General features: G+C 60.2%; 22 protein-coding genes. 12 read left to right on the plus strand and 10 right to left on the minus strand.

Features of this window, described 5'->3' with window-relative positions; translation table 11 throughout:
• Positions 1-27: 27 nt before the first annotated feature.
• From trmB to thiS, 3 genes are read right to left on the minus strand one after another with little or no spacing between them, the layout of a single operon-like run.
• A complete protein-coding gene (trmB, locus tag BUQ81_RS00640; RefSeq protein WP_074200470.1) occupies positions 28-732 on the minus strand; it encodes a tRNA (guanosine(46)-N7)-methyltransferase TrmB in 705 nt (234 codons plus the stop codon).
• Positions 729-1,526: a thiazole synthase gene (locus BUQ81_RS00645; protein WP_074200471.1), complete on the minus strand. Its 798-nt coding sequence runs from the start codon at positions 1,524-1,526 to the stop codon at positions 729-731. Before BUQ81_RS00645 ends, trmB begins: the two co-directional genes overlap by 4 nt.
• 21 nt (positions 1,527-1,547) lie before the next feature.
• On the minus strand, positions 1,548-1,748 hold the full coding sequence (gene thiS / locus BUQ81_RS08820; protein WP_074200472.1) for a sulfur carrier protein ThiS: 201 nt from the start codon (positions 1,746-1,748) through the stop codon (positions 1,548-1,550).
• A 74-nt stretch (positions 1,749-1,822) separates the two neighbouring features.
• Between thiS and mutY the strand changes: the two genes are divergently transcribed.
• Genes mutY through BUQ81_RS00665 form a run of 3 tightly spaced genes read left to right on the plus strand, consistent with a single transcriptional unit; the run spans position 1,823 to position 4,382 of the window.
• The gene (gene mutY / locus BUQ81_RS00655; protein WP_074200473.1) at positions 1,823-2,851 is read left to right on the plus strand and encodes an A/G-specific adenine glycosylase; all 1,029 of its coding nucleotides are present in this window, start codon (positions 1,823-1,825) and stop codon (positions 2,849-2,851) included.
• Complete coding sequence (locus BUQ81_RS00660; RefSeq protein WP_074200474.1) at positions 2,841-3,113, plus strand: oxidative damage protection protein; 273 nt, start codon at positions 2,841-2,843, stop codon at positions 3,111-3,113. The genes mutY and BUQ81_RS00660 overlap by 11 nt, the downstream gene beginning before the upstream one ends.
• 45 nt (positions 3,114-3,158) lie before the next feature.
• On the plus strand, positions 3,159-4,382 hold the full coding sequence (locus BUQ81_RS00665) for an EAL and HDOD domain-containing protein (RefSeq protein ID WP_074200475.1): 1,224 nt from the start codon (positions 3,159-3,161) through the stop codon (positions 4,380-4,382).
• Between the two features lie 71 nt (positions 4,383-4,453).
• On the opposite strand, the gene hemE is transcribed toward BUQ81_RS00665, so the two are convergent.
• The 5 genes from hemE to trxA form a co-directional block, all read right to left on the minus strand.
• On the minus strand, positions 4,454-5,521 hold the full coding sequence (hemE, locus tag BUQ81_RS00670; RefSeq protein WP_074200476.1) for a uroporphyrinogen decarboxylase: 1,068 nt from the start codon (positions 5,519-5,521) through the stop codon (positions 4,454-4,456).
• A 27-nt stretch (positions 5,522-5,548) separates the two neighbouring features.
• Positions 5,549-6,388 carry a thermonuclease family protein gene (locus BUQ81_RS00675; protein ID WP_074200477.1) on the minus strand — a complete coding sequence of 280 codons (840 nt, stop codon included), beginning with the start codon at positions 6,386-6,388 and terminating at the stop codon, positions 5,549-5,551.
• Between the two features lie 102 nt (positions 6,389-6,490).
• Positions 6,491-6,739: a type B 50S ribosomal protein L31 gene (locus BUQ81_RS00680; RefSeq protein WP_074200478.1), complete on the minus strand. Its 249-nt coding sequence runs from the start codon at positions 6,737-6,739 to the stop codon at positions 6,491-6,493.
• An 80-nt stretch (positions 6,740-6,819) separates the two neighbouring features.
• Positions 6,820-8,082: a transcription termination factor Rho gene (gene rho, locus BUQ81_RS00685; RefSeq protein WP_074200479.1), complete on the minus strand. Its 1,263-nt coding sequence runs from the start codon at positions 8,080-8,082 to the stop codon at positions 6,820-6,822.
• A gap of 111 nt (positions 8,083-8,193) precedes the next feature.
• Positions 8,194-8,520, minus strand: a complete 327-nt coding sequence (trxA, locus tag BUQ81_RS00690; RefSeq protein ID WP_074200480.1) for a thioredoxin TrxA — start codon at positions 8,518-8,520, stop codon at positions 8,194-8,196.
• 233 nt (positions 8,521-8,753) lie between these two features.
• On the opposite strand from trxA, the gene uvrD reads away from it, so the two are divergent.
• The 4 genes from uvrD to BUQ81_RS00710 all read left to right on the plus strand — a co-directional run bounded on the left by uvrD (position 8,754) and on the right by BUQ81_RS00710 (position 14,940).
• Entirely contained in the window at positions 8,754-10,952 is a 2,199-nt protein-coding gene (gene uvrD / locus BUQ81_RS00695; protein WP_074200481.1) for a DNA helicase II, read from the plus strand.
• Entirely contained in the window at positions 10,952-11,533 is a 582-nt protein-coding gene (locus tag BUQ81_RS00700) for an ABC transporter ATP-binding protein (protein ID WP_074200482.1), read from the plus strand. The genes uvrD and BUQ81_RS00700 overlap by 1 nt, the downstream gene beginning before the upstream one ends.
• Before the next feature lie 162 nt (positions 11,534-11,695).
• A complete protein-coding gene (locus tag BUQ81_RS00705) occupies positions 11,696-12,526 on the plus strand; it encodes a rhodanese-like domain-containing protein (RefSeq protein ID WP_074200483.1) in 831 nt (276 codons plus the stop codon).
• Positions 12,526-14,940 carry a bifunctional diguanylate cyclase/phosphodiesterase gene (locus BUQ81_RS00710; RefSeq protein ID WP_074200484.1) on the plus strand — a complete coding sequence of 805 codons (2,415 nt, stop codon included), beginning with the start codon at positions 12,526-12,528 and terminating at the stop codon, positions 14,938-14,940. Before BUQ81_RS00705 ends, BUQ81_RS00710 begins: the two co-directional genes overlap by 1 nt.
• Here the strand turns inward: BUQ81_RS00710 and BUQ81_RS00715 are convergent.
• Positions 14,919-16,646, minus strand: a complete 1,728-nt coding sequence (locus tag BUQ81_RS00715; protein ID WP_074200485.1) for a bifunctional ornithine lipid synthase OlsF — start codon at positions 16,644-16,646, stop codon at positions 14,919-14,921. The two genes, BUQ81_RS00710 and BUQ81_RS00715, sit on opposite strands and share 22 nt — an antisense overlap.
• Before the next feature lie 305 nt (positions 16,647-16,951).
• Here BUQ81_RS00715 and BUQ81_RS00720 point away from each other — a divergent pair, with 305 nt between their 5' ends.
• From BUQ81_RS00720 to BUQ81_RS08675, 4 genes are all read left to right on the plus strand, one after another.
• Positions 16,952-17,758, plus strand: coding sequence for an ABC transporter permease (locus BUQ81_RS00720; protein WP_234947257.1), 807 nt, complete (start codon positions 16,952-16,954; stop codon positions 17,756-17,758).
• A 61-nt stretch (positions 17,759-17,819) separates the two neighbouring features.
• Positions 17,820-18,260 carry an Hsp20/alpha crystallin family protein gene (locus BUQ81_RS00725; RefSeq protein ID WP_074200487.1) on the plus strand — a complete coding sequence of 147 codons (441 nt, stop codon included), beginning with the start codon at positions 17,820-17,822 and terminating at the stop codon, positions 18,258-18,260.
• 102 nt (positions 18,261-18,362) lie between these two features.
• Positions 18,363-19,325, plus strand: a complete 963-nt coding sequence (locus BUQ81_RS00730; RefSeq protein ID WP_074200488.1) for a DnaJ C-terminal domain-containing protein — start codon at positions 18,363-18,365, stop codon at positions 19,323-19,325.
• 186 nt (positions 19,326-19,511) lie between these two features.
• A complete protein-coding gene (locus tag BUQ81_RS08675) occupies positions 19,512-19,667 on the plus strand; it encodes a hypothetical protein (protein ID WP_159432243.1) in 156 nt (51 codons plus the stop codon).
• On the opposite strand, the gene BUQ81_RS00735 is transcribed toward BUQ81_RS08675, so the two are convergent.
• Positions 19,668-20,324 carry a phosphoribosyltransferase gene (locus BUQ81_RS00735; RefSeq protein ID WP_074200489.1) on the minus strand — a complete coding sequence of 219 codons (657 nt, stop codon included), beginning with the start codon at positions 20,322-20,324 and terminating at the stop codon, positions 19,668-19,670. It abuts the gene before it with no gap.
• A gap of 189 nt (positions 20,325-20,513) precedes the next feature.
• Between BUQ81_RS00735 and BUQ81_RS00740 the strand changes: the two genes are divergently transcribed.
• The gene (locus BUQ81_RS00740; RefSeq protein WP_234947259.1) at positions 20,514-21,638 is read left to right on the plus strand and encodes a TRAP transporter substrate-binding protein; all 1,125 of its coding nucleotides are present in this window, start codon (positions 20,514-20,516) and stop codon (positions 21,636-21,638) included.
• Positions 21,639-22,203 lie beyond the last annotated feature (565 nt).

Raw genomic sequence — 22,203 nt, forward strand, 5'->3', positions numbered from 1 at the left:
TGTGAAGCGTTGGTTCAGGTCCGGTTTTTAGCGCTTGCGGTAGATTAGGTCCCAGACGCCATGGCCAAGGCGCTGACCGCGCTGTTCAAACTTGGTGAGCGGGCGCCAGTCAGGGCGGGGATGATACTGGCCGGGGCCGGCCACGTTTTCCAGCGACGGCTCGGCATCACACACCTCAAGCATCTGCTCGGCGTAGTCTTCCCAGTCGGTGGCCAAGTGCAGTAGCCCGCCCGGCTGTAGGCGCGAAGCAAGCAGCTCCACAAAGGGGGGCTGGATCAGGCGACGCTTGTGGTGGCGCTTCTTGTGCCACGGGTCGGGAAAGAGCACCATGATGCCGGCGAGGCTTTCGGGGGGCAGCTGGTTGCGCACCACTTCCACCGCATCGTGATTGCTGACGCGCACATTGGTCAGGCCGCGCTTTTCCACCTCCATCAGCAGGGCACCCACGCCCGGCTTGTGTACTTCCACGCCGAGGAAGTTTTCCTGCGGGCGCTTTTCCGCCATCTGCGCGAGACTCTGGCCCATGCCGAAACCGATTTCCAGCCATACGGGGTGGTTGTTGCCGAATAGTTTGGCAAGATCGAGCGGTTCAGGCGAATAGGGTACGCCATAGCGGGGCCACAGTAGGTCGTAAGCCCGCTGCTGTCCCTTGGTCATGCGCCCCTGGCGCAGCACGAAGGATTTGATGCCGCGGCGAAAGATTTCGCCCGGCGTCTGCCCCTGTTCGCTCATGAGGCGGGCTTGTCGAAGAAGATGCCTTCGTCCGGTGACGAGGGGCTGGCGGTATAGATACGCTGCGGCATGCGTCCCGCCAGATAGGCTTCGCGCCCGGCCTGCACTGCCTTTTTCATGGCGGAGGCCATGAGTACCGGATCCTTTGCCGCAGCGATGGCGGTATTCATCAGCACGCCGTCACAACCCAGCTCCATGGCTACGGCCGCATCGGAGGCGGTGCCGACGCCGGCGTCCACCAGCACGGGGACGGTCAGGCGCTCCTTGATCATGCGGATGTTGTAGGGATTGACGATGCCCATGCCGGAGCCGATCAGGGAGCCCAGCGGCATGACTGCCACACAGCCCATGTCTTCGAACTCCTTGGCGATGATCGGGTCATCGGAGGTATAGACCATGATCTGGAAGCCGTCGTCAATGAGCGTGCGCGCTGCTTTGAGGGTTTCCAGCACATTGGGGTAGAGGGTTTCCACGTCGCCGAGGACTTCCAGCTTTACCAGACTGTGGCCGTCCAGCAGTTCGCGGGCCAGCTGGCAGGTGCGCACGGCCGACTCCGCGTCGAAGCAGCCGGCGGTGTTGGGCAGCAGGGTGTATTTTTCCGGCGGAATTACCTCCAGCAGGGAGGGCTCGTTGGGGTTCTGGCCGATGTTGGTGCGGCGGATGGCCACGGTGACGATTTCCGCGCCCGAGGCTTCGATGGCTGCCTTGGTTTCCGCCAGATCCTTGTATTTACCGGTGCCCACCAGCAAACGGGAGGAGTAGGTCTTGCCTGCCAGTTCAAAGGTATCGTTCATGTTGACTCTCTTGGATTGTGATCAGCCGCCGCCGACGGCGTGGATGATTTCGATGCGATCGCCCGGCTGCAGCTCGGTCTGTTCATACTGGCTGCGCGGCACGATGGTTTCGTTGCGCTCCATGGCGATGCGCTTGCCAGTCAGTTCCAGTTGCTGCACCAGCTCCGCGGCGGTGGCGCCATCTTTCAGTTCGTAGGGTTCGCCGTTGAGGATAATCTGCATGGGTTCGTGTCAGTGGGTGCATGAATCACTATAGTATAGCGGATTTAAGGGTTTGCAAAAGTGCAGCGCGGCGAATGAAAAAAAACGATTCTGAAAAAGTCGGGGACCCCCCTGTCAAGGACTTTGCGCAGCGCCTGCTGGCGTGGCACAGTGTGCACGGCCGCCACGATTTGCCGTGGCAGCACCCGCGTACGCCCTATCGGGTGTGGGTGGCGGAGGTGATGCTGCAGCAGACACAGGTGCAGACGGTGATCCCTTATTTTGCGCGTTTCATGGCGCGTTTCGCGGACGTGGAGGCACTGGCCGCGGCCGATGTGTCAGAGGTGCTGGCTTTGTGGAGCGGACTGGGCTATTACGCCCGCGGGCGCAATCTGCACAGGGCCGCACAGCAGATCGTGGCAGAAGGTGGTTTTCCCATGGACCGGCTCGGCTGGGAAGCGCTGTCGGGCATCGGGCGCTCCACCGCGGCAGCCATCGTGGCACAGGCCTATGGGCAGCGCGAAGCGATCCTGGATGGCAATGTAAAGCGGGTGCTGTGCAGGCTGTTCGGCGTGGAGGGCTGGGCGGGCGAGCGTGCGGTCAGTGAGCGACTGTGGATGCTGGCGGAGCAGCTGCTACCGGCAGAGTGTGAGCTGATGCCCGACTATACGCAGGCACAGATGGATCTGGGCGCGACCGTGTGTACGCGCTCGCGGCCACGGTGTGAGGTGTGTCCTTTCGAGAAAGACTGCGTGGCTGTGCAACAGAATAGAGTATCCGAGTTGCCCACACCGCGGCCTCGCAAGGCCTTACCCGTGCGGGAAGTGATGTGGCAGATCTGTGTCAATGACGATCGGGTGTGGCTGGTAGAGCGTGATCAGGGTGGATTGTGGGGCGGGCTACACGTCTTTGCGCAGGTGGAAACGCCTCGCGGTGTGCCCTTGCCGCCCTTTCGGCACACCTTCACGCACTTTCATCTGGATATTGCTCCGTATCTGTGGCACACTCATCTGCCAAATCCGACACCGGATACGGGCGCATGGTGGCCGTTGCAGGAAGCACTTGCGCTGCCGCTGCCCGCGCCGGTCAAAAAGCTGTTGATGGAGGTTCAGGATGAGTCGTAAGGTGCATTGCGTCAAGTTGAAACAGGAACTGGAAGGGCTGGATCACCCGCCGTTTCCAGGGCCTCTGGGTCAGAAGATTTATGAGCATGTCTCCAAGGAGGCGTGGAAACAGTGGCTGCAGCATCAGACTGTACTGATCAATGAATACCGCCTCTCCAGCCTAGACCCGAAAGCGCGCAAGTTTCTCATGGAAGAGATGGAAAAGTTTCTCTTCGGCGATGAAGATGTGCAGCTGCCGGATGAATTCAAACCGGTGGAATAACAAGGTGCCGGATTGGCGCACGACAATGGCGAGCGAGGCCGTGGTATGGCAGTGAAGGTTCATGACACATTTTATTTCGTTCGGCAGCCCATCTTTTCGCCCCAGCTGAAGGTGAAGGCCTATCAGCTGATCTTTCGCGCTAACCATCTGGACCTCTCTGAAGACGAGGGGAGCTTGGATGAAGATAATTTGCGCGCCTTCCTTGAGCTGGTAGCGGAGATGGACTGGGAAAAGGTTGCCAACCAGGCGCCACTTTTTATTGAACTGCCGCCCCGCCTCGTGCAGGATGCTGTGCTGGAAAAAATCCCCCTGTTGTCTTCTGGCGTCATTGTCGCAACCGACTGGCGCGCCATACATAAACCCTACTGGCAGGATATTGAGCAGCTTGTCACCATTTATCACTTTCTGCTGGGCGTAACCCAGTACGACTTCAGCAGCCCGCTGCCTTTTGATGAAAGCAAGATCCGCTATGTACGCGCAGATCTGCCTGCCGGTGGCCCCAACACGATCACGTCCATGTTCCCTGGGGTGCGTGATCGGGCGCACTGGATTGCTGGCAATGTCAAGACGCATGAGCAGTTTGTCTTCTGCCGCTATCACGGTTTCAAGTTTTTTACCGGTCCCTTTTACCTCAAGCCGAAACTGAAAGAGGAAAAGCCGCTACAGCCTTCGCAAGTGCGGGTTCTGCAGGTGTTGCGCAAGCTTGAGGATCCCAAACTGAATCTCAATGAGCTGACCTACCTGCTGCAGCAGGATGTGAGCATGAGTGAACAGGTGGTGCGCATGGCCAACCGTTTCCTGCACGAAGGCGAGGGCTACCTGTACTCCATTCTCGATGCGGTACGTCGCTTGGGTATGGAACGACTCAAACTGTGGGTGCAGACCTACCTGATGACCGATCTGAGCGATGACTTGCCGGAGCTGGCCCGCACCGCCTTGATTCGCGCGCAGTTCTGTGCGTGTATGGGTGAGATCGTGCAGGGCGACCGCGACATGTTTTATACCGCGGGGCTGTTTTCGCTGCTGGATGTCATTTTGGATCGGCCGTTGCATGAAATCGTGCGTGAGCTGAAACTGCAGAAGGCGCTGCAGTTGGCCCTGTTGGAGCACGCTGGCCATGCCGGTGCCGCCCTGCATATCATCGAGTCACTGGAGAAGGGTGAGGTCAATTTTGCACTCCCCCCGGGCGTCTCACCTGTTCAGGTGAGGACCTGTTATACCGAAGCGCTGCATTACGCTGACGAAATCATGCGGGCCAGCGAGTTATAAGGGGCGCTGGTAAATCACCCAACAAAAAAACCGCGCCCTGGCGCGGTTTTTTGTTGGGTGGAAGACAAGGTTCAATCCTGATGAAAGGCCGGGCTGTGGCGCACCACGGCCTCCACAAAGGCCTGAGCGTGTTCCACGGGCACATCCGGATGAATGCCGTGCCCCAGGTTCATGACATGGCCTGAACCCTGTCCGTAGCTGGTAAGAATCAGGCGCACTTCCTCTTCGATGCGTTCGGGGGCGGCATACAGCATGGAGGGATCCATATTGCCCTGCAGGGCCACCTTGTCACCCACGCGCTGGCGTGCCTCGCCAATATCGATGGTCCAGTCCAGTCCCAGGGCGTCGGCGCCGCTTTCTGCCATCACTTCCAGCCACTGGCCACCACCTTTGGTGAACAGAATGACGGGTACCTGGCGTCCTTCGTGTTCGCGAATCACACCCTCAACAATGCGTTCCATATAGGCGAGCGAGAACTCCTGAAAATCCCGCGGGGTCAGCACGCCGCCCCAGGTGTCGAAGATCTGCACCGCCTGCGCACCGGCGCGGATTTGCGCGTTAAGATACTCGGTGACCGCATCCGCAAGGATCTCCAGTAGCTTGTGGGCTGTGGCGGGGTCATCGTAGATCATTGCCTTGACCTTGCCGAAGGTCTTGGAGCTGCCGCCTTCCACCATATAGGTGGCCAGCGTCCACGGGCTGCCGGAAAAGCCGATCAGCGGCACCTCGCCATCGAGGGCCTTGCGAATGCTGCGCACCGCATCCATCACATAACCCAGATCCTGCTCCATGTCAGGCACACCCAGCCGGGCCACATCTGCCCCGCTGCGAACTGGGCGCTCGAAAACGGGGCCTTCACCGGCTTCAAAGCGCAGCCCCAGGCCCATGGCGTCCGGAATGGTGAGAATGTCGGAAAAGAGGATGGCAGCATCCAGTGGAAAGCGGTGCAGCGGCTGCAGGGTAACCTCGGTAGCCAGCTCGGTATTGCGGCACAGGTCCATGAAGGAGCCGGCCTGCTTGCGCACTTCGCGGTATTCCGGCAAGTAGCGGCCGGCCTGGCGCATCATCCAGACGGGAGTGCGATCGACGGGCTGCTTGAGCAGGGCGCGCAGAAAACGATCATTCTTCAGTTGGGTCATGGTGCATGATTCCAGCAGGTTAAAAAGCTATTTTACCAGCTGGCCTTCGCTATACACGGGATTGAGGCGGTCGATGCTCCAGGGGTGGCGCACGATCATGTACATGTGGCCTTTCACATAGTAGGGGCGGCCGCGCACTTCGATGGTCTGCCCCTTGAGCGCCTGCAGGTCGCGAGGTTTCCAGTAGCGTTTGAAATCCGCTTCAGGAATGCGGATGCCGGTGGTGTCCAGATTGACCGCTTCAAATCCGCGGATGGAGAGAGAGCGTTTTACCGGCCCCTTGATGATGCGGTAGCCGGTATCCTGTGCGGTAATCTTGCTGCTCGGCAGAATCGGGTAGTAGAGATCAGGATACTTTTTCGCCACGCCCCAGATGCCGATGCCCCGCTCGCGAGCCGACTTTTCGGCGCGATAGTAGCAGGTCTGATGCTTGAGATTGGGCGGGTTGGTGGCCGCCAGTGCAAGGCCGGCATTGATCAGGGCCTGCTGCACGGAGTGGATGCGCCCCTGCTTGTCGCGGTAATAAAGATGGCCGACTTCGCGCAGAAACCTGTCCGTCTTTACCTTGTCGTAGCCCACGCCAACCTTCATGTCGTGATTGGCGAACAGCTTGAGCAGAAACAGCTTGGCCTGCCGCGCCAGCGGTTCATCTTCGCGCTGATACCACTTGTTGGGGCGTGCGGGGTGCGGCGCCACCACGCCCTCGAGCACGATATTGATATTGTCGGCGGTAATCAGATCACCGCGCACCACATACTGTACCGTGCGCCACTTGAGGGCGGCAGGATCGGCGGGCAGGCAGTCATCTGCCGCCAGCAGGGGAGCAGGCAGTGCCAGAATGAGAAGGCGTGTCAGCAGTCGTTTCATGATGAAAACGTTAGCATGTTTCGTGCCGAAGAGGGTAGCTGTAATATGTAGATACGAAAAAGGCCGCATGTGCGGCCCTTTTCACTGAGTGCCAAGCAAGGCTTACTTGCGCATACCATACTTCTGACGGAACTTTTCCACGCGACCTTCGGTATCCACCAGGGTCTGCTTGCCGGTGTAGAAGGGGTGGGAAGCACTGGAAATTTCCACGCGAATCACGGGGACTTCCTTGCCGTCGATCTCGATGGTATCGCCAGAGGTCTTGGCTGTGGAGCGGGTCAGGAAGATATCGCCGGTGGCGATGTCCTGAAACGCGACTTCTCTGTACTCTGGGTGAATACCTGGTTTCATAGCTGTGTTCCTGCAATCGTTTATAAGGGGGTTTCCCGGAAACAGAGCATTATAGAAGCCCGTTTCCGTGCTTTCAACTACTAGGCGTGGTTTTTCATCGCCATGAAGAGCTCTTCGTTGGTCTTGGTGTGCTTCATCTGGTCGATGAGCGTCTGCAGTGCTTCGCTCTCTTCCATGTTGCTGAGGAAGCGGCGCAGCACCCAGGCAGCCTGCAGTTCGTCCGGCTTGAGCAGCAGTTCTTCCTTGCGCGTGCCCGATTTGGGAATGTTGATTGCTGGGAAGAGGCGCTTTTCAGCCAGATGACGGGACAGGTGCAGCTCCATGTTGCCGGTGCCCTTGAATTCCTCGAAGATCACTTCGTCCATCTTGGAGCCGGTGTCCACCAGTGCGGTGGCGAGGATGGTGAGGCTGCCGCCTTCCTCGATGTTGCGCGCCGCACCGAAGAAACGCTTGGGACGGTGCAGGGCGTTGGCGTCCACGCCACCGGTAAGGATCTTGCCTGAAGCAGGCACCACCGTGTTGTAGGCGCGCGCGAGGCGGGTAATGGAGTCGAGCAGGATAATGACATCCGTCTTGTGCTCCACCAGGCGCTTGGCCTTTTCGATGACCATTTCCGCCACCTGCACGTGACGGGTGGCGGGTTCGTCAAAGGTGGAGGCGACCACTTCACCGCGGACGGTGCGCTCCATCTCGGTCACTTCTTCCGGACGTTCGTCAATGAGCAGCACGATCAGGTGCGCATCCGGATAGTTGTGCTCGATGGAGTGGGCGATGTTCTGCAGAATCACCGTCTTGCCCGACTTGGGCGGAGCCACGATCAGGCCGCGCTGACCGAAGCCCACCGGTGCTGCCAGATCGATAATGCGCGGGGTGATGTCTTCGGTGGTGCCGTTGCCCAGCTCAAGCTTGATGCGGCGGGTGGGGTGCAGCGGCGTGAGGTTCTCGAAGGCGATCTTGCGGCGCGCCACTTCGGGGTCTTCAAAGTTGACCTTCTCCACCTTCAGCAGGGCGAAATACTTTTCGCCTTCCTTGGGCGGGCGGATCTTGCCCTGAATGGTATCGCCGGTGCGCAGGCCGAAGCGACGGATCTGGTTGGGGGAGACGTACAGATCGTCCGGCCCCGCCAGATAGGAACTGTCGGCGGAGCGCAGGAAACCGAAGCCGTCCGGCAGGATTTCCAGCACGCCTTCGCCGTAGATGTCTTCGCCGCGGGCCGCCTTGGCCTTGAGGATGGAAAAGATGATGTCCTGCTTGCGCAGGCGCGCCAGGTTTTCCAGGCCGAGTTCTTCAGCAATTTTCAGCAGTTCAGCGACGGACTTTTTCTTGAGGTCTGCCAGGTTCATACGGGTTGTTGTCCTTGAAATGTTCGGGTGTTGGATGTGTTAAAGAGTTTTTGTTCTGCCGGACGGCGAAGAGGGCAGGATGCGGCGCCGGCCGCATCCGAGGGGGCAGGCTTACAGGTTGCTGTTGAGGAATTCGCTCAACTGGGACTTGGACAGCGCGCCCACCTGGGTGGCGGTCACTTCACCGTTGTTGAACAGCATCAGTGTGGGGATGCCGCGTACGCCATACTTAGGCGGTGTGGCCGGGTTGTCGTCGATATTCAGCTTGGCAATCTTCAGCTTGCCGGCATATTCCTGGGCGATTTCGTCCAGAATGGGGGCGATCATCTTGCAGGGACCGCACCATTCGGCCCAGAAATCCACCAGTACGGGCTGGTCGGCCTGCAGCACTTCACTTTCAAAGGTTTCATCGCTCACGTTTACGATGTGTTCGCTCATGGGGAAAGTTCCTCCTGTTCATTTAATACAGCCTCCTCTGAATCGTCTGGATCAGACAGTGCAGTGCGCATCGGTCGGGATAGGGATTCAGAGCGGGGTATACTACCTACTCACGCAAGGTTTGCGGATCAGTCAAAGGTTGATGGGTCGTTTTTTTACCACGAAGCCCCCTTTGATTGCAAGAAAATTCCCTCCTTCGACGGCAAAATTCATAAAAACTTCACGGAAGCGGCATGGACGACGTCTCATTTCTACTCAACGATCTCAATGATGCACAACGCGAAGCGGTCACCCTGCCGGTGGATACCCATGCGCTGGTGTTGGCGGGCGCCGGCTCCGGCAAGACGCGCGTGCTGGTGCATCGTATCGGCTGGCTGGTGGAGGCGCTGGGCGTGTCGCCCTACAACATTCTGGCGGTCACCTTTACCAACAAGGCCGCTAGCGAAATGCGCGGGCGGGCGTTCGACCTCATCGGCGGCAAGGCGGAGGGGCTGACGCTGGGCACCTTTCACGGCATCGCCTATCGCCTGCTGCGCCAGCACTGGCAAGAGGCAGGCCTGCCGCAGAACTTTCAGGTGATCGACAGCGACGATCAGAAGCGCCTGCTCAAGCGCCTGCTGCGTGATCTGGAGCTGGACGAACAGCAGTGGCCGATGCGTCAGGTGCAGAGCTTTATCAACGGCAACAAGGAAGAAGGGCTGCGCGCCGCCCATATCGATCCGCAGCACAACCCCTTTGTGGAGACGTTGCTGCGTGTTTATCGCGCCTATGAGCAGCAGTGCCAGCAGAACGGACTGGTGGACTTTGCCGAGCTGCTGCTGCGCGCCCATGAACTGTGGCTGAAGAACCCGCGGCTGCTGGCGCACTATCAACAGCGCTTTCAGCATATTCTCGTGGACGAGTTTCAGGACACCAATGCGTTGCAGTACGCCTGGCTGCGCGTGCTGGCGGGCGGCACCGGGCGGCTGTTCGTGGTGGGGGATGACGACCAGTCCATCTATGGCTGGCGCGGCGCGCGCGTGGAGCATGTGCACCGTTTCAGCGACGACTTTGCCGATGTGCGCCTGATCCGGCTGGAGCAGAACTACCGCTCCACCGCCACCATCCTCAAGGCCGCCAATACCCTAATTGCCCACAACAGCGGAAGGATGGGCAAGAACCTGTGGACCGCCGGCGAACAGGGCGCGCCCATCCGCATTTACCGCGCCTTCAACGAACTGGAGGAGGCGGACTTTGTGGTGCGGCAGGTGGAGCGCTGGCTCGAGCGCGGCGGCAGCCGGGATGACGTGGCGGTGCTGTACCGCTCCAATGCCCAGTCTCGGGTGCTGGAACAGGCGCTGCTGCGCGCCGGCATTCCCTATCGTGTCTATGGCGGCCTGCGCTTTTACGAGCGGGCGGAAATCAAGGACGTGCTTGCCTACCTGCGCCTGCTGCTCAACCGCGACGACGATGCCAGTTTTGACCGCGTTATCAACAACCCGCCGCGGGGTATCGGCGCGCGTACGCTGGAAACACTGCGCGCTGAAGCGCTGGCGCAGGGCGTGTCCCTGTGGCAGGCGGCACAGCGATTGCTGGCGGCGGGGCGTCTTGCCGCCCGAGCGGCCGGCGCCGTACAGGGCTTTCTTGACCTGATTGACCAGCTGGCGGCGGACACCGCCGACATGCCGCTGGACCAGCAGGTGATGACCGTCATCAGTCGCTCCGGCCTGCAGACCCATTTGGAGAAGGATGAGCACAAAAGTGAGCAGGCGCAATCGAAACTGGAAAACCTGGATGAATTGATCAATGCGGCGGCGCAGTTCCGCCCCGGCGAGGACGCCGCTGACGAAACGCCTCTGCAGGCATTCCTCAATCAGGCGGCGTTCGAGGCAGGCGAGCATCAGGCGGCGCAGTGGGAAAGCTGCGTCCAGCTGATGACCCTGCACGCCGCCAAGGGGCTGGAGTTTCCCCTGGTGATCATGACCGGGCTGGAAGAGGGGTTGTTCCCCTCGCAGCAGTCCATAGACGATCCGGCGCGGCTGGAAGAGGAACGCCGTCTCGCTTACGTGGGCATTACCCGTGCCCGTGAAGAACTGGTGATGACCTGGTGCGAAAAGCGCCGCTGGCACGGACAGGAGCGCTTTCCCCTGCCGTCGCGCTTTCTGTCCGAATTGCCGCCCGATTGCGTGGAAGAAATCCGTCCAAAAGCCTCCGTACGCCCTGCAGGCGCGCTGGGGGGCGGCTTCGGCGCAGGCGGGTGCAAAAGCGGTTTGCAAAAAGTCGGGGCCCCCCCTTTCTCCATCGGCGACCGGGTGCTGCACGGCCGCTTTGGCGAGGGGATTGTCATCGGACTGGAGGGGGATGGGCCGCAGGCACGGGTGCAGGTGCATTTCGATGAGCACGGCAGCAAGTGGCTCATGCTCGCCGTGGCAAAGCTGGAGAAGCTGGGGTGATGTTTCGCGCCGAGGGCGTCTGCAATGCCGGCATGCGTGCGCCGGTGGATCTGGCGCTGGACTCAGGCGAGATCGTGCTGGTGCAGGGGCATTCCGGCAGCGGCAAGTCGCGCCTGCTGCGAGCGCTGGCGGATCTGGACCCGCACGAAGGCGACATCCTGCTGGATGATATGTCACAGCAGCGCTGGAAGCCCTGCGACTGGCGTGTTGCGGTGATGTACTTTCCGGCACAGCCGGCCTGGTGGCGCGAGACGGCGGCACAGCATTTTTCGTCTCCGCCGCCTAATGACTGGCTGGCGGCGCTGGCGCTCGCGCCCGAGCTGCTGAAAAAGCCCATTGCCATGCTTTCCAGCGGCGAACAGCAGCGGCTGGCGCTGCTGCGCGGGCTGGTGCGCCAGCCGCGCATCCTGCTGCTGGACGAGCCCACTGCCAATCTGGATGACGCCTCGGCACGGCGTGTCGAAACCCTATTGCAGGACTACCTGGCAGCGGCACCGGGGCGCGGTGCGGTATGGATCAGCCACAACTCGGCGCAGGCGGCCCGTCTGCATGCCAAGCGCGTTATTCAGTTGTCTGCTTAGTGGGCCAGGAGGGTTGCAGCCCTGCGTCATAAGCTGGAAGAGTGTCGATACCGTCAATCCCATAATAAACGTATCTGATGCCCCCCCTTCAAAAAATGATGGGACCAGGGGGCGTCATGTCCTAAAATGACATGGAGCGCCCAAATCTGAATAACGCTTTGCATGTCACGAATTTTTTTGCTGTGTGTGCTGGTTTTGCTCATCACGCCGGTTAACGCTGCCCCAGTCTCCAAGACTGAACCCGTTCCGCTCGAAGCGCGTGTGCGCGTTATCTCCGCGCCGGAGTTATGGCGCTGGCTGCAGTCGTCACAGCCGCCGCTGCTGATCAATGCCCTCAGCCGCATCGAGTTTGCCATTCAGCATATTCCGGGCAGCATCAATATCCCGGCCAGTAAAGTGGCGACCACGGAGCAGCTGCCGGCGCGCAAGGACGCGCCACTTGTGTTCTACTGTATGGGGCTCAAGTGCAATTACAGCCGCTTTGCGGTGGAGGCGGCTCTCAAGCGCGGCTATACGCAGGTGGTCTGGTTTCGCGGCGGCATTCCCGAATGGCGGCAGTTCGACTATCCGCTCTGGATCAATCCCGTTTATGCCAAAATCCGCGTGCGCAAGCTCAGCTGCGCCGAGGTGAACGCCCTGCTGGATAAGCCGCCTGCACAGCGCCCGTTTGTGCTGGATGTGCGTCCCGACTGGCTGACGCCGCCGCAGTGGTTTCTGCCGGACAGTGTGCAGATCCCGACCTATGCCCTTGACCGCCTGCTCGACCGTCTGCCAGCGGACCGCCCGATTCTGCTGACCGATGTGGCCATGCGCCAGTCGGTAGTGGGGGGCAAGTACCTCATTCACAAGGGGTTTGATGTGCTGGGTGTGGTGCGCGGTGGGCTGCAGGGTGCCCGGGGTCGTGGCTGCAAGCACCTGCAGCCCCGTCCCAGGCAGTTGCTCGGCGCTGCTCACGCCCCTGTGGAACAGGTGAAGCAGGAGGCGAAGCCATAATGGCCGGGCGTCTCTCCTTGTTGCGCTACTTCCGCCCGCTGGTGACCGTGGTGGTGCTGGGTGTGCTCGCGGCGGGTGCCTTTCAGCTGTGGATGGCGCAAAAGGTGGCCCAGCATGAATTCGAGCGGGTGCAGGCGGAAATTCAGGGCGATCTGCACCTGTGGGCCGTAAGCGAAGCGCAGAAGTTTGCGCTGGTGGCCAAGGCGGTGGGGCTGTTCAAGGCGCCCATTGCGGCGGCGGAAAAAGCCGGGCGCGCGTCCGCTCTGAGCGCACTGCTGTATCAGATCCGCAACCAGTTTCACCTCAAGGGGGTGGTTTTTGCAGGCGAGGATGAACAACTCTATACGCCAGAGAGTGCGCAGCCGCTTGCACACTTGCCGGCGGTGCTGGCCGGCCTGCCCGCGCAACGGGCGCTGTTTTATCTGATCAATGACGGCTTTGCCCAGCAGCCCTGGCAACAGATTTTTGAACGGCCGGGTCTGTATCAACTGATCCGTATTCCGGTGCATTACGACATCGGCGATGAGGCAGGTAATCTGTATCTGATACGCGAGCTGCTGCCCCATGGCGGGCATGCCACCTATCTGCAGGGATTGCTGCACAGTCAGCAGGTCACTTTCTATCTGCGCCCACCATCGGAGATACTGGCACGGCAGGGTGAGCCGCTGTGGAAGCAGGTGTTCGAAGATGGCACACTGCGTCTATGGCTGCCAACGCCCGCCTATGTGTTTGGTCATGGCGAGTCCGGCTTTGTGGTAGAGCGTTCAGTTGGGCTGCTGCAGCAGACCATGCACCTGGCGCTGATCGCCATTCTTGTCCCGCTGATTGTGTTCCTGTTGCTGATGTCGGGTCTGGGCAGGGTACTGTGGTTAAAGGTTGTGCATCCTCTGCAGCAGGCCGCCGAGACGGTAGAGGCGGTGCGCGCCGGATCGCGTCGCCAAGTGGCCCTGCTGCCGGGCGCTGCGGAAGAAGTGGCTACGGTGGTCGAGCAGACTAATGCATTGCTTGAGAACGTGCGGGCCAAGCAAAACGCCCTCAAATCTCTGAATGCCGAGCTGGAAAAGCGGGTAAGGGAACGTACCCTCGCATTGGAGCGCGCACACCGCGACCTGCGCAAGCGCGCACTGGAAGATCCGCTGACGCACCTGCCCAACCGCCTTGCGCTGGAAGAGCGCTGGCCGGATATCAGCACGCATCATGACGAAGCCGGCATTGCCATTGTGGATCTCGACTTTTTCCACGAGATTAACGAAACCTACGGGGGGGAGGTGGGCAACCGCGTGCTGGTGCATGTAGCGGAGACGCTGGACAGGCTGCGCCAGAAAGGCGCCACCATCTACCGACTGTCCGGCGATGAGTTCGCTATTGTGGCCACGGCTATGACGCCGCAACAGTTCGAGCACTGTCTGGAAAAATTCCTCGCCATCCTGCAGGATACATCACCGGAAATCCTCGGCATGACAGCACGTCTGTCCCTGAGTATCGGCTGGAGCTGGCTCGATCTGCGCGTGCCGATACCGCTCAGCGAGGCGCTCAAGCAGGCTGACCTGGCCAGGCGGGCTGCCAAGCATACGCTGGATCGCAAGGTGCAGCGCTACCAGACGGAGGTGCATGGCAACCAGTCCCCGCTGGATTACGCCGATGCGCAGGCAGTGACGCAGATGGTGCGCGATGGCACCGGTCTGGAGCTGGTGGCACAGCCGGTGGTGCGTACAACGGACGAGCGCGTGGACTATTGCGAGATTCTTGCGCGCATGGCCATTGAGGGACGCACCATTTCGCCGGGCGTTTTTTTGCCGCTGGTGGAGCGCCTGCACCTGCAGGCTACCTTTGACCAGCGCGTCATCGAGCAGATGACCGCGCACATTCAGGCGCACCCCTGCAACCGCGGCTTTTCCATCAACCTGAGTGCCGAGGCGTTGCAGCATCCCGATCTAAAAGACTGGCTGGCTGGGTTGGCGGCCTATACGGCAGATTACAAGATCGTGCTGGAGGTGACGGAAACGACGCTGGTGCAGGATCTGAACACGGCACAGGTCACGCTGGGCGAGCTGCGTGCCATGGGCTTCAAGGTGGCCATCGACGACTTTGGCAGCGGCTATTCGTCCATTTCTTATCTTGCGCACCTGAGTGCGGATATCATCAAGTTCGACCGCGCGCTGGTGCTGGCAGCCCATGATGATAAGCGCAGTGCCGCCCTGATTGTCGGACTGGCGCGTTCACTGGGCGAACTGGGCTACGATGTGGTGTTCGAGGGGATTGAGGATGCTGCCATGTGCCGCCAATTTTCCGACGTGGCCACGCATATTCAGGGCTTTGTCTATGCCCGTCCCATGCCGCTGGATGAGGCGGCGACATTTGAGCCTGCCCCCTGCTGCAATCAGGGGTGTGGTCAGGGGCCGGCGCCCATATAGCGGGCGCGCTTGCGCAGATCCAGCCGCGCGGTGTCCACCATCACGAAGCCATCCACACAGTGATTGAACGCAGGGTCGATATTGAAGCCGGCATATTCGCAGCCGCCGGGTGTGGCGATTTCCCCATACTGCTTGTAGAGGGTGGGCAGCTTGACCCCCAGCTGTGAAAGAGCGCGGTTGAGCTGCTTCAGTGCGCTGGCATAGTCACCACTGAAGGCTTCGCCCCATTGCAGCCGGATCGCCTCGGGCACTACAAAGGGCCGGGTGGGGCGCACCAGCGGCGCCTGCGGCGGAAACTGCAGGCTGTAGAACAGGGCGATCAGTGCCTTTGCTGTGGGCGGATAGGCGTCGCTCAGGCTCACCGGGCCGTGCATATAGCGGATTTCCGGGTGCGCCTTGAGGTAGGCGCCGATGCCGTACCACAGATAGTCGAGGCTGCGCCGGCCCCAGTAGCGCGGCTGCACAAAGCTGCGCCCCAGCTCGATGCTCTCGGGCAGGCGCGCCTGCAGTGCCGGTTCGAACTCAAACAGGGTGCGGCTGTAAAAGCCGCTTTCTCCGGCCTTTTCCAGCAATGTGGGGCCATGGCCAATGCGGTAGGCGCCGACGATCTCCCGCTCCTTTTCGTCCCACAGCACTAGGTGCTGATAGAGCGGATCGAATTTGTCCAGATCCAGCTGTTTGCCGGTGCCTTCTTCCACACTGCGGAAGGTGAGTTCGCGCAAGCGGCCGATTTCACGCATGACCGGGTTATCGTCCGCATAGTCCAGCAGCAGAATTTGCTTGCCGTCCGCGGTTTCGCCCAGTCTTTGCGCCTGCTGAATCGCGTCGTGCAGTTCGGTTCGGTCCACCGCTGGCGCAATGGCTTCCAGCGTAGGGAACAGTGCCTTCCTGCGCAGCTTTTTCGGCTTGCGTAGCAGGTAGGTGTAGCGGCGCATCTGCTGCGCCAGCTGCTTGCGCGGCAGCGTGCTTTCGCGCAGGGCACGGGCAGGAATGGGCAGGCTCACATGGAAGCGGATGGTCTGATGGGTCTTGTTGAACATCTCCTGCGCCAGCATGAGCGTACCCAGCGGCTTGTAGATGGCGGAGAGGCTGTAAAAGAGCGGGGAGTTGCGCGCATCCACATAGATGGGTTGCACCGGCGCGCCGGTTTTCTGCGCCAGCTTGATAAAGCCGCTTTTCCAGCGGCCGTCGCGCACGCCGTGGGGACGAATGCGCGAGACCTCCCCCGCGGGAAAGATGATGATCGCCTCTTCGCGCTGCAGGGCGGCCAGCATGGCCTTGTACTGCGACTTGTAACCGGCGCCGCGTTCACGCATGTTGTCCACCGGAATGAACAGGTCATCCAGCGGCTCGATCAGGCTGAGCAGCTCGTTGGCGACGATGCGCACGTCCGGGCGCACCATGCGCACCAGCTTCAGCAGCGCCAGCCCGTCCAGTGAGCCGATGGGGTGGTTGGCCACGATAATCAGGCGCCCCTGCGGCGGGATGGCGTTAAGCTGCTCGGGGCTGACCATGAAGTCAAAATCGAAATAGTCCAGCACCCGCTCCAGAAAGGCAAAGCCGCGCAGGTGGCGGTTTTCCATGATGAACTGGTTGATTTCATCCTCGTGCAGCAGGGCGCGCAGCACCTTTACCATCAGCTGGCCGGTGGTGCGGTCGATGTTGTCTCCCAGTCGGGTGCGCAGGTGGTGTTCGATATCGATCATGGCTGGCCTTAAAAACACTATAAACTGCAGCAGGGGGCCTTCCGGCGTGGTGTTGGCCTGTGCGCGCAGCGATTTGTGGAGGCGTTGTAGTTGCTGTTGGCGTCAGCAGCGGGGGAGTGTGGCAGCTGTTTGAGCGCAGTGAGTTCTGCCACGCCCGCTGCAAGCCTTACAGCAACTTGACGCCAAAACCATGAGCGCGCCGCACAGGCAATGCCTGCCAAACACGGGACACACGGGCAAAATTGTCCCAAGACCCCCTCGTGTGCCACTTATTATGACAAGGGTTTTTGAAGGTGTGATGACCAATGCATGACACACAGATGATACTGCTCACCTGGCAGGATCTTGCCTTTATGGCCACCTGGCTGCTGTTGGCCAGCACATTGCTGTGGCTCAATGGCTTCAGCGAAACGCGCACTTTACTGATCAACGCGGTGCGCATGGTGCTGCAGTTGTCGCTCATGGGCGTTTGGCTCGCCTGGGTGTTCACGCAGGGCACGCTGTTCTGGGTTAGTGTGGTGGCGGGGATCATGCTGCTGTTCGCAGGCTACGAGATTCACAAGCGGCAGAAGTATCCGCTCAAGCGCAGCGGCAGTGTGCTCATCGGCCTGCTGGCGCTTTCCATGACCGCGCTGGTGTTGATGGTGCTCACTCTGACGCTGGTGATCCAGCCCGAGCCTTGGCATGAGCCGCAGTATGCCATTCCGCTGCTGGGCATGGTGCTGGGCAACAGTATGACGGCGGTGGGGCTGGCGCTGGATCAGCTAACGCGGCTGGCAGTGTCGCAGCGGGCGGCCATCGAGGCGCAGCTGGCGCTGGGAGAACCGCCGCAGAAGGCGATGGCGTTTGTGCGCGAGCAGGCGCTGCATACGGCGCTGATTCCCATCGTCAACATGCTCGCCGCCGCCGGCGTGGTCTCGTTGCCGGGGATGATGACCGGTCAGATCCTTGCCGGCGCGGATCCCATGGAGGCAGTGAAGTATCAGATCATGATCATTCTGCTCATTGCCGTATCCACATCGCTGGGCTCGGTGGTGGCTATTCGGCTGGGGCAGCGGCGGCTGTTCGACGCCCGTGCCCGCCTGCGTCTTGACGTGTTGCACACCCCTTGAAAATTTTTTCATCGGCGCCATATAGCAGGTGTAATAAAACGATGGAACAAGGAGGTGGAGTATGAGCAGAATGATTCAACCGTGGAGCATTTTGAATCAACTCAACCGTGAGCTGGAACAGTTTGTCGGCCAGGTGGCCGAGCCGCAAGGTGAGTTGAAGCAGGCGCAGTGGGTACCGGCGGTGGATATTGAGGAAACGCCGGATGCCTATGTGATTCACGCCGATGTGCCGGGTGTACCGGCCAAGGACATTGAAATCAACGTGGAAAATGGCCTGCTGGAGATTTCCGGTGAGCGCAAGCTGGAGAAGGAAGTGGAAGAGCGTGGTGTGCGCCGCTTCGAGCGCGTGTTCGGCAAGTTCTACCGCAGCTTCCGCCTGCCCGAAACCGCCGATGTGGAGAACATCAAGGCGAAGACCGACCACGGCGTGCTCACCATTGTGGTGCCGAAGAAGTCCGTGGCCAAGCCGCGCAAGATCGCGGTGGAAGAGGGCGAAAGCTGATCCGGCTCAGACCCCCGTTGAAAGCCGGCGCACGCCGGCTTTTTGTTCTCGATAATTTGATGCAACGCGGCGCAGCCGCATAGTCAGGAGTGGCCAGACCTTATGGAATACAAGGATTACTACGACATACTCGGTGTCAGCCGTGATGCCAGCGAAGCCGAGATCAAGAAGGCGTTCCGCCGCCTGGCCGCCAAGCATCACCCCGACAAGGGCGGTGATGAGGCCAAGTTCAAGGAGATCAACGAGGCCTACGAAGTCCTGAGCGACCCGGAAAAGCGCAAGCTGTATGACCAGCTGGGCGCCAACTGGCAACAGGGCCAGCAGTTCGATCCCAGCCAGTTCGAAGAGATGTTCGGCGGTGGTTTCGGCGGTGGTTTCGGCGGATTTGGCGGCGGCCACGCTGGCGGCGGCGCGCACGATTTCAGCGAGTTTTTCGAAAACCTGTTCGGCGGCGGCTTCCGCCGCGGTGGATACGGTGCAGGCGGACAGGGCGGCTATCGCGCCCGCGGGCAGGATCAGATCGTCAAGATTCTGGTGCCGCTGGAGGATGCCGTCAATGGCGCGGAGCGTACCCTGACACTGCAGGTGCCGGAAGCCGACCAGTATGGGCGCGTGACCCACAAGACGCGCCAGATCAAGGTGAAGATTCCGGCAGGCATTCGCGAAGGCCAGCGTATTCGTCTGGCCGGTCAGGGCGGTCCCGGCATTGGCGGTGGTCCCAATGGTGACCTCTACCTTGAGGTTGAGCTGCAGAATCACCCCCTTTACAAGGTGAAGGGGGATGATGTCTATCTCGATCTGCCCATCACGCCGTGGGAGGCTGCACTCGGCGCCAGGGTGGAAGTGCCCACGCTGAAAGGCAAGGTGGCGCTGAAGATTCCACCGGGCAGTCAGTCCGGCAAGAAGCTGCGCATCAAGGGTCGTGGTCTCGGCAAGATCCCGGGTGACCAGTATGTGGTGTTGCAGATTCACACCCCGCCGGCCGACACCGACGAGAAAAAGGCGTTTTACGAAGAAATGGCGAAGAAAATGCCCTTCAATCCGCGGGCGCACTTCCCCAGCTGATAAAACCCCATACAGCCCGCTTTCGGCGGGCTTTTTTGTGCGTGCAAAAAATGCGGCTGTAAAAAAGTCGGGGACCCCCTTTGAGTGTTCCGTTTACACCATGAACGAGAGGCGCTTTCAATGAAGAAACCGATATTGCAGCGACGCCTAATGGACGAGAAGCTGGGCTTCTAGGAGCTGGTGGCCATGGGGGTGGGCGGCATGATTGGCGGCGGCATCTTTTCGGTGCTGGGGCTGTTCATCGCCGAGGCAGGCCATGCAGCGCCCTTGGGCTTTTATGTAGGTGTGGCGGCGCTGGAATACCTGTATAGCCAGCGCAGCCTGTTGAAACAGGCTGCCTGATCAGGTTGCATCGTGTTGTTGCCAGTTTTCGGCAAGCAGCTGGCGTACGGTGTCGTCGTCCGTCTGGTCAAAAACGTCATACCATTGGCCGACGGCGCGGAAGTCCAGCGGCTGCAGCGGCACAATGACGCTGTCGGCCTCCCGTTGCAGCATGCTGACCACTTCGGGCGGTGCTACCGGTGCAGCCACAATGATCTTCTTCGCGCCCAGTCGCCGTACCGCTTCGATGGCTGCACGCATGGTGGCGCCGGTGGCGATGCCGTCATCCACCAGAATGACGCGTTTGCCCTGCAGATCGGGGAAAGGGTGGCTGCTACGATAGGCCCTCAGGCGGCGCTGCAATTCCGCCCGTTCTTTCTCGATTACGCTGGCAACCGCGGTAGCGGGAATGCCCAGTCGGGCGATAAAGGGTTCATTCAGCAGTAGCACATCTTCTATGGCGATGGCGCCCATCGCTACTTCTTCATTGCCAGGAACACCCAGTTTGCGCACCAGCACAATGTCCATGGGCAGATTAAGCGCCCGCGCGATTTCCGCTGCGACCGGCACGCCGCCGCGAGGAAGGGCCAGTACAAGCGTATTCGCTGCACCGGCATAGGGCTGGAGTTGCTGGGCCAATATGGCGCCTGCGTGCTGTCGGTCCTTGAAACGCATCATGAGCTTCTCCTCGGTGCATTGATCGTGACGAGCAACAGGTCAAGGTGGTCTATTCAGAGCGGTTTTCTCCTCTGACTCAGGTGTTTTCATGCCTATTCTCATACTATCTTTTATGGGGTTGCAGGCGAATCATTTCAATCAATTACGCAGCGCGTTAGAATGCGCCAATAAAAAGTAAAAGGAGCTGTCATGAGTGATCGTATGAAACGTAGAGAACTGTTGGGCGCGGTGGCCGGCGCGGCTGCCGCCACGACACTGAGTGCCTGTGGCAAGAATGACGAAGCGCCCAAGGGCGTACAGCCGCCAGTGCAGTCCAGTGAGACGTTTCACTGGAAAATGGTCACGACCTGGCCGAAGAACTTTCCGGGGCTGGGCACTGGCGCCAACCGACTGGCGGAGCTGATTGAGCAGCTGTCGGGCGGTCGTATTACGGTGAAAGTCTTTGGCGCCGGTGAGCTGGTGGGAGCCTTTGAGGCATTTGATGCTGTCTCCCGTGGCACGGCGCAGATCGGACATGGCGGGGCCTATTACTGGAAGGGAAAGATTCCGGCAGCGCCGTTTTTCTCCGCGATTCCCTTTGGCTTTACCCCGGACGAGATCAACGCCTGGTTCTACAAGGCGGACGGGGTCAAGTTGTGGCACGAGGCCTACAAGCCGTTTGGCCTGATTCCCTTTCCTGCCGGAAACACCGGGCCGCAGATGGGTGGCTGGTTCAACAAGGAGATCAACAGCCTTGAAGACATCAAGGGGCTGAAGATGCGTATCCCCGGGTTCGGCGGAGAAGTGCTCAAGCGCGCCGGCGGTATTCCCGTGACCCTGCCGGGTGGCGAGCTCTTCCAGGCCATGCAGTCCGGTGCCATTGATGCCACCGAGTGGGTGGGACCCTACAACGATCTGGCGTTCGGCTTTTACAAGGTGGCCAAATACTATTACACACCGGGCTGGCACGAGCCGGGCAGCGCCATGGAGGCGATTGTTAATGCAGACGCCTTCGCCAGGCTGCCCAAGGATCTGCAGCTGATCGTGGAGAATGCCTGCAAGATCGTCAATCTGGAGATGCTTGCGGAATACACCGCCCGCAACCAGCAGGCGCTGCAGACGCTGGTGGAGAAACATGGCGTGCAGCTGCGCCGTTTCCCGGATGACGTGCTGAAGAAATTCCGCGAGTTGACGCTGGAGGTGATTGCTGATGTCACCAGTAGTGACCCCATGGCCGCCAAGGTCTGGGCGTCGCAGAAGGCATTCCTGGCGCGGGTGCGCAAGTGGACCAACCTGTCCGAGCTGAGCTTCCTGAAGGCGCGGGACGAAATGTAAGGTTGCGCCCCTCTTTCCATTCCGCAAGGCGGCCCGGAAATGCCGGAGCCGCCTTTTTTGTATCCCACAAGAGGAGGCATGGCCGTTCGGCCTTGTTCGAACCTTTTTCCGTCAGGTGCGGGTCATGACTGTTCAATCTATGGACTGGTCCTGTCTTACATTGTCCAGCCTTTGCTATGAGGGGGGCGCGTTTCAGGTTGCCCTGATATGAGTGCGGTTTATTGCCGCAAAATTATTTTGATTGTCTTTTTGTGCGCGCTGTTTTTAATATGGGGTTGCCTCATACAAATAACAGGAGGAAGGAGACCATGAAGAAAACACTTCTGGCGCTGTTTGTGGCCGGGTTCATGGGATTGAGTGCGCAGCAGGCCAGTGCCGGGTGCTGTGGCTTTGGCAATGACGGTCCGTGGGATGACAACGACTGGCCGGAATGGACGCCCATGTATTGGATGGAAGAGTTTGCGGACGAGTTCGATGACGATGATGACTATTATGGTCCGCCGCCGTGGGCGTATGCTGGTTATCCGCCCCCCCGGCTTATTACGGTGCGCCACCTGCCTATGGG

The sequence above is a fragment of the Sulfurivirga caldicuralii genome, assembly GCF_900141795.1.
In the GTDB taxonomy this organism is placed as follows: domain Bacteria; phylum Pseudomonadota; class Gammaproteobacteria; order Thiomicrospirales; family Thiomicrospiraceae; genus Sulfurivirga; species Sulfurivirga caldicuralii.

What these genes read in the sequence shown, in the direction of transcription:
- trmB (WP_074200470.1), bottom strand. Translation starts at nt 732, where the DNA reads ATGAGCGAACAGGGGCAGACGCCGGGCGAAATCTTTCGCCGCGGCATC.
- BUQ81_RS00645 (WP_074200471.1), bottom strand. Translation starts at nt 1,526, where the DNA reads ATGAACGATACCTTTGAACTGGCAGGCAAGACCTACTCCTCCCGTTTG.
- thiS (WP_074200472.1), bottom strand. Translation starts at nt 1,748, where the DNA reads ATGCAGATTATCCTCAACGGCGAACCCTACGAACTGAAAGATGGCGCC.
- mutY (WP_074200473.1), top strand. Translation starts at nt 1,823, where the DNA reads ATGAAAAAAAACGATTCTGAAAAAGTCGGGGACCCCCCTGTCAAGGAC.
- BUQ81_RS00660 (WP_074200474.1), top strand. Translation starts at nt 2,841, where the DNA reads ATGAGTCGTAAGGTGCATTGCGTCAAGTTGAAACAGGAACTGGAAGGG.
- BUQ81_RS00665 (WP_074200475.1), top strand. Translation starts at nt 3,159, where the DNA reads ATGGCAGTGAAGGTTCATGACACATTTTATTTCGTTCGGCAGCCCATC.
- hemE (WP_074200476.1), bottom strand. Translation starts at nt 5,521, where the DNA reads ATGACCCAACTGAAGAATGATCGTTTTCTGCGCGCCCTGCTCAAGCAG.
- BUQ81_RS00675 (WP_074200477.1), bottom strand. Translation starts at nt 6,388, where the DNA reads ATGAAACGACTGCTGACACGCCTTCTCATTCTGGCACTGCCTGCTCCC.
- BUQ81_RS00680 (WP_074200478.1), bottom strand. Translation starts at nt 6,739, where the DNA reads ATGAAACCAGGTATTCACCCAGAGTACAGAGAAGTCGCGTTTCAGGAC.
- rho (WP_074200479.1), bottom strand. Translation starts at nt 8,082, where the DNA reads ATGAACCTGGCAGACCTCAAGAAAAAGTCCGTCGCTGAACTGCTGAAA.
- trxA (WP_074200480.1), bottom strand. Translation starts at nt 8,520, where the DNA reads ATGAGCGAACACATCGTAAACGTGAGCGATGAAACCTTTGAAAGTGAA.
- uvrD (WP_074200481.1), top strand. Translation starts at nt 8,754, where the DNA reads ATGGACGACGTCTCATTTCTACTCAACGATCTCAATGATGCACAACGC.
- BUQ81_RS00700 (WP_074200482.1), top strand. Translation starts at nt 10,952, where the DNA reads ATGTTTCGCGCCGAGGGCGTCTGCAATGCCGGCATGCGTGCGCCGGTG.
- BUQ81_RS00705 (WP_074200483.1), top strand. Translation starts at nt 11,696, where the DNA reads ATGTCACGAATTTTTTTGCTGTGTGTGCTGGTTTTGCTCATCACGCCG.
- BUQ81_RS00710 (WP_074200484.1), top strand. Translation starts at nt 12,526, where the DNA reads ATGGCCGGGCGTCTCTCCTTGTTGCGCTACTTCCGCCCGCTGGTGACC.
- BUQ81_RS00715 (WP_074200485.1), bottom strand. Translation starts at nt 16,646, where the DNA reads ATGATCGATATCGAACACCACCTGCGCACCCGACTGGGAGACAACATC.
- BUQ81_RS00720 (WP_234947257.1), top strand. Translation starts at nt 16,952, where the DNA reads ATGCATGACACACAGATGATACTGCTCACCTGGCAGGATCTTGCCTTT.
- BUQ81_RS00725 (WP_074200487.1), top strand. Translation starts at nt 17,820, where the DNA reads ATGAGCAGAATGATTCAACCGTGGAGCATTTTGAATCAACTCAACCGT.
- BUQ81_RS00730 (WP_074200488.1), top strand. Translation starts at nt 18,363, where the DNA reads ATGGAATACAAGGATTACTACGACATACTCGGTGTCAGCCGTGATGCC.
- BUQ81_RS08675 (WP_159432243.1), top strand. Translation starts at nt 19,512, where the DNA reads ATGGGGGTGGGCGGCATGATTGGCGGCGGCATCTTTTCGGTGCTGGGG.
- BUQ81_RS00735 (WP_074200489.1), bottom strand. Translation starts at nt 20,324, where the DNA reads ATGATGCGTTTCAAGGACCGACAGCACGCAGGCGCCATATTGGCCCAG.
- BUQ81_RS00740 (WP_234947259.1), top strand. Translation starts at nt 20,514, where the DNA reads ATGAGTGATCGTATGAAACGTAGAGAACTGTTGGGCGCGGTGGCCGGC.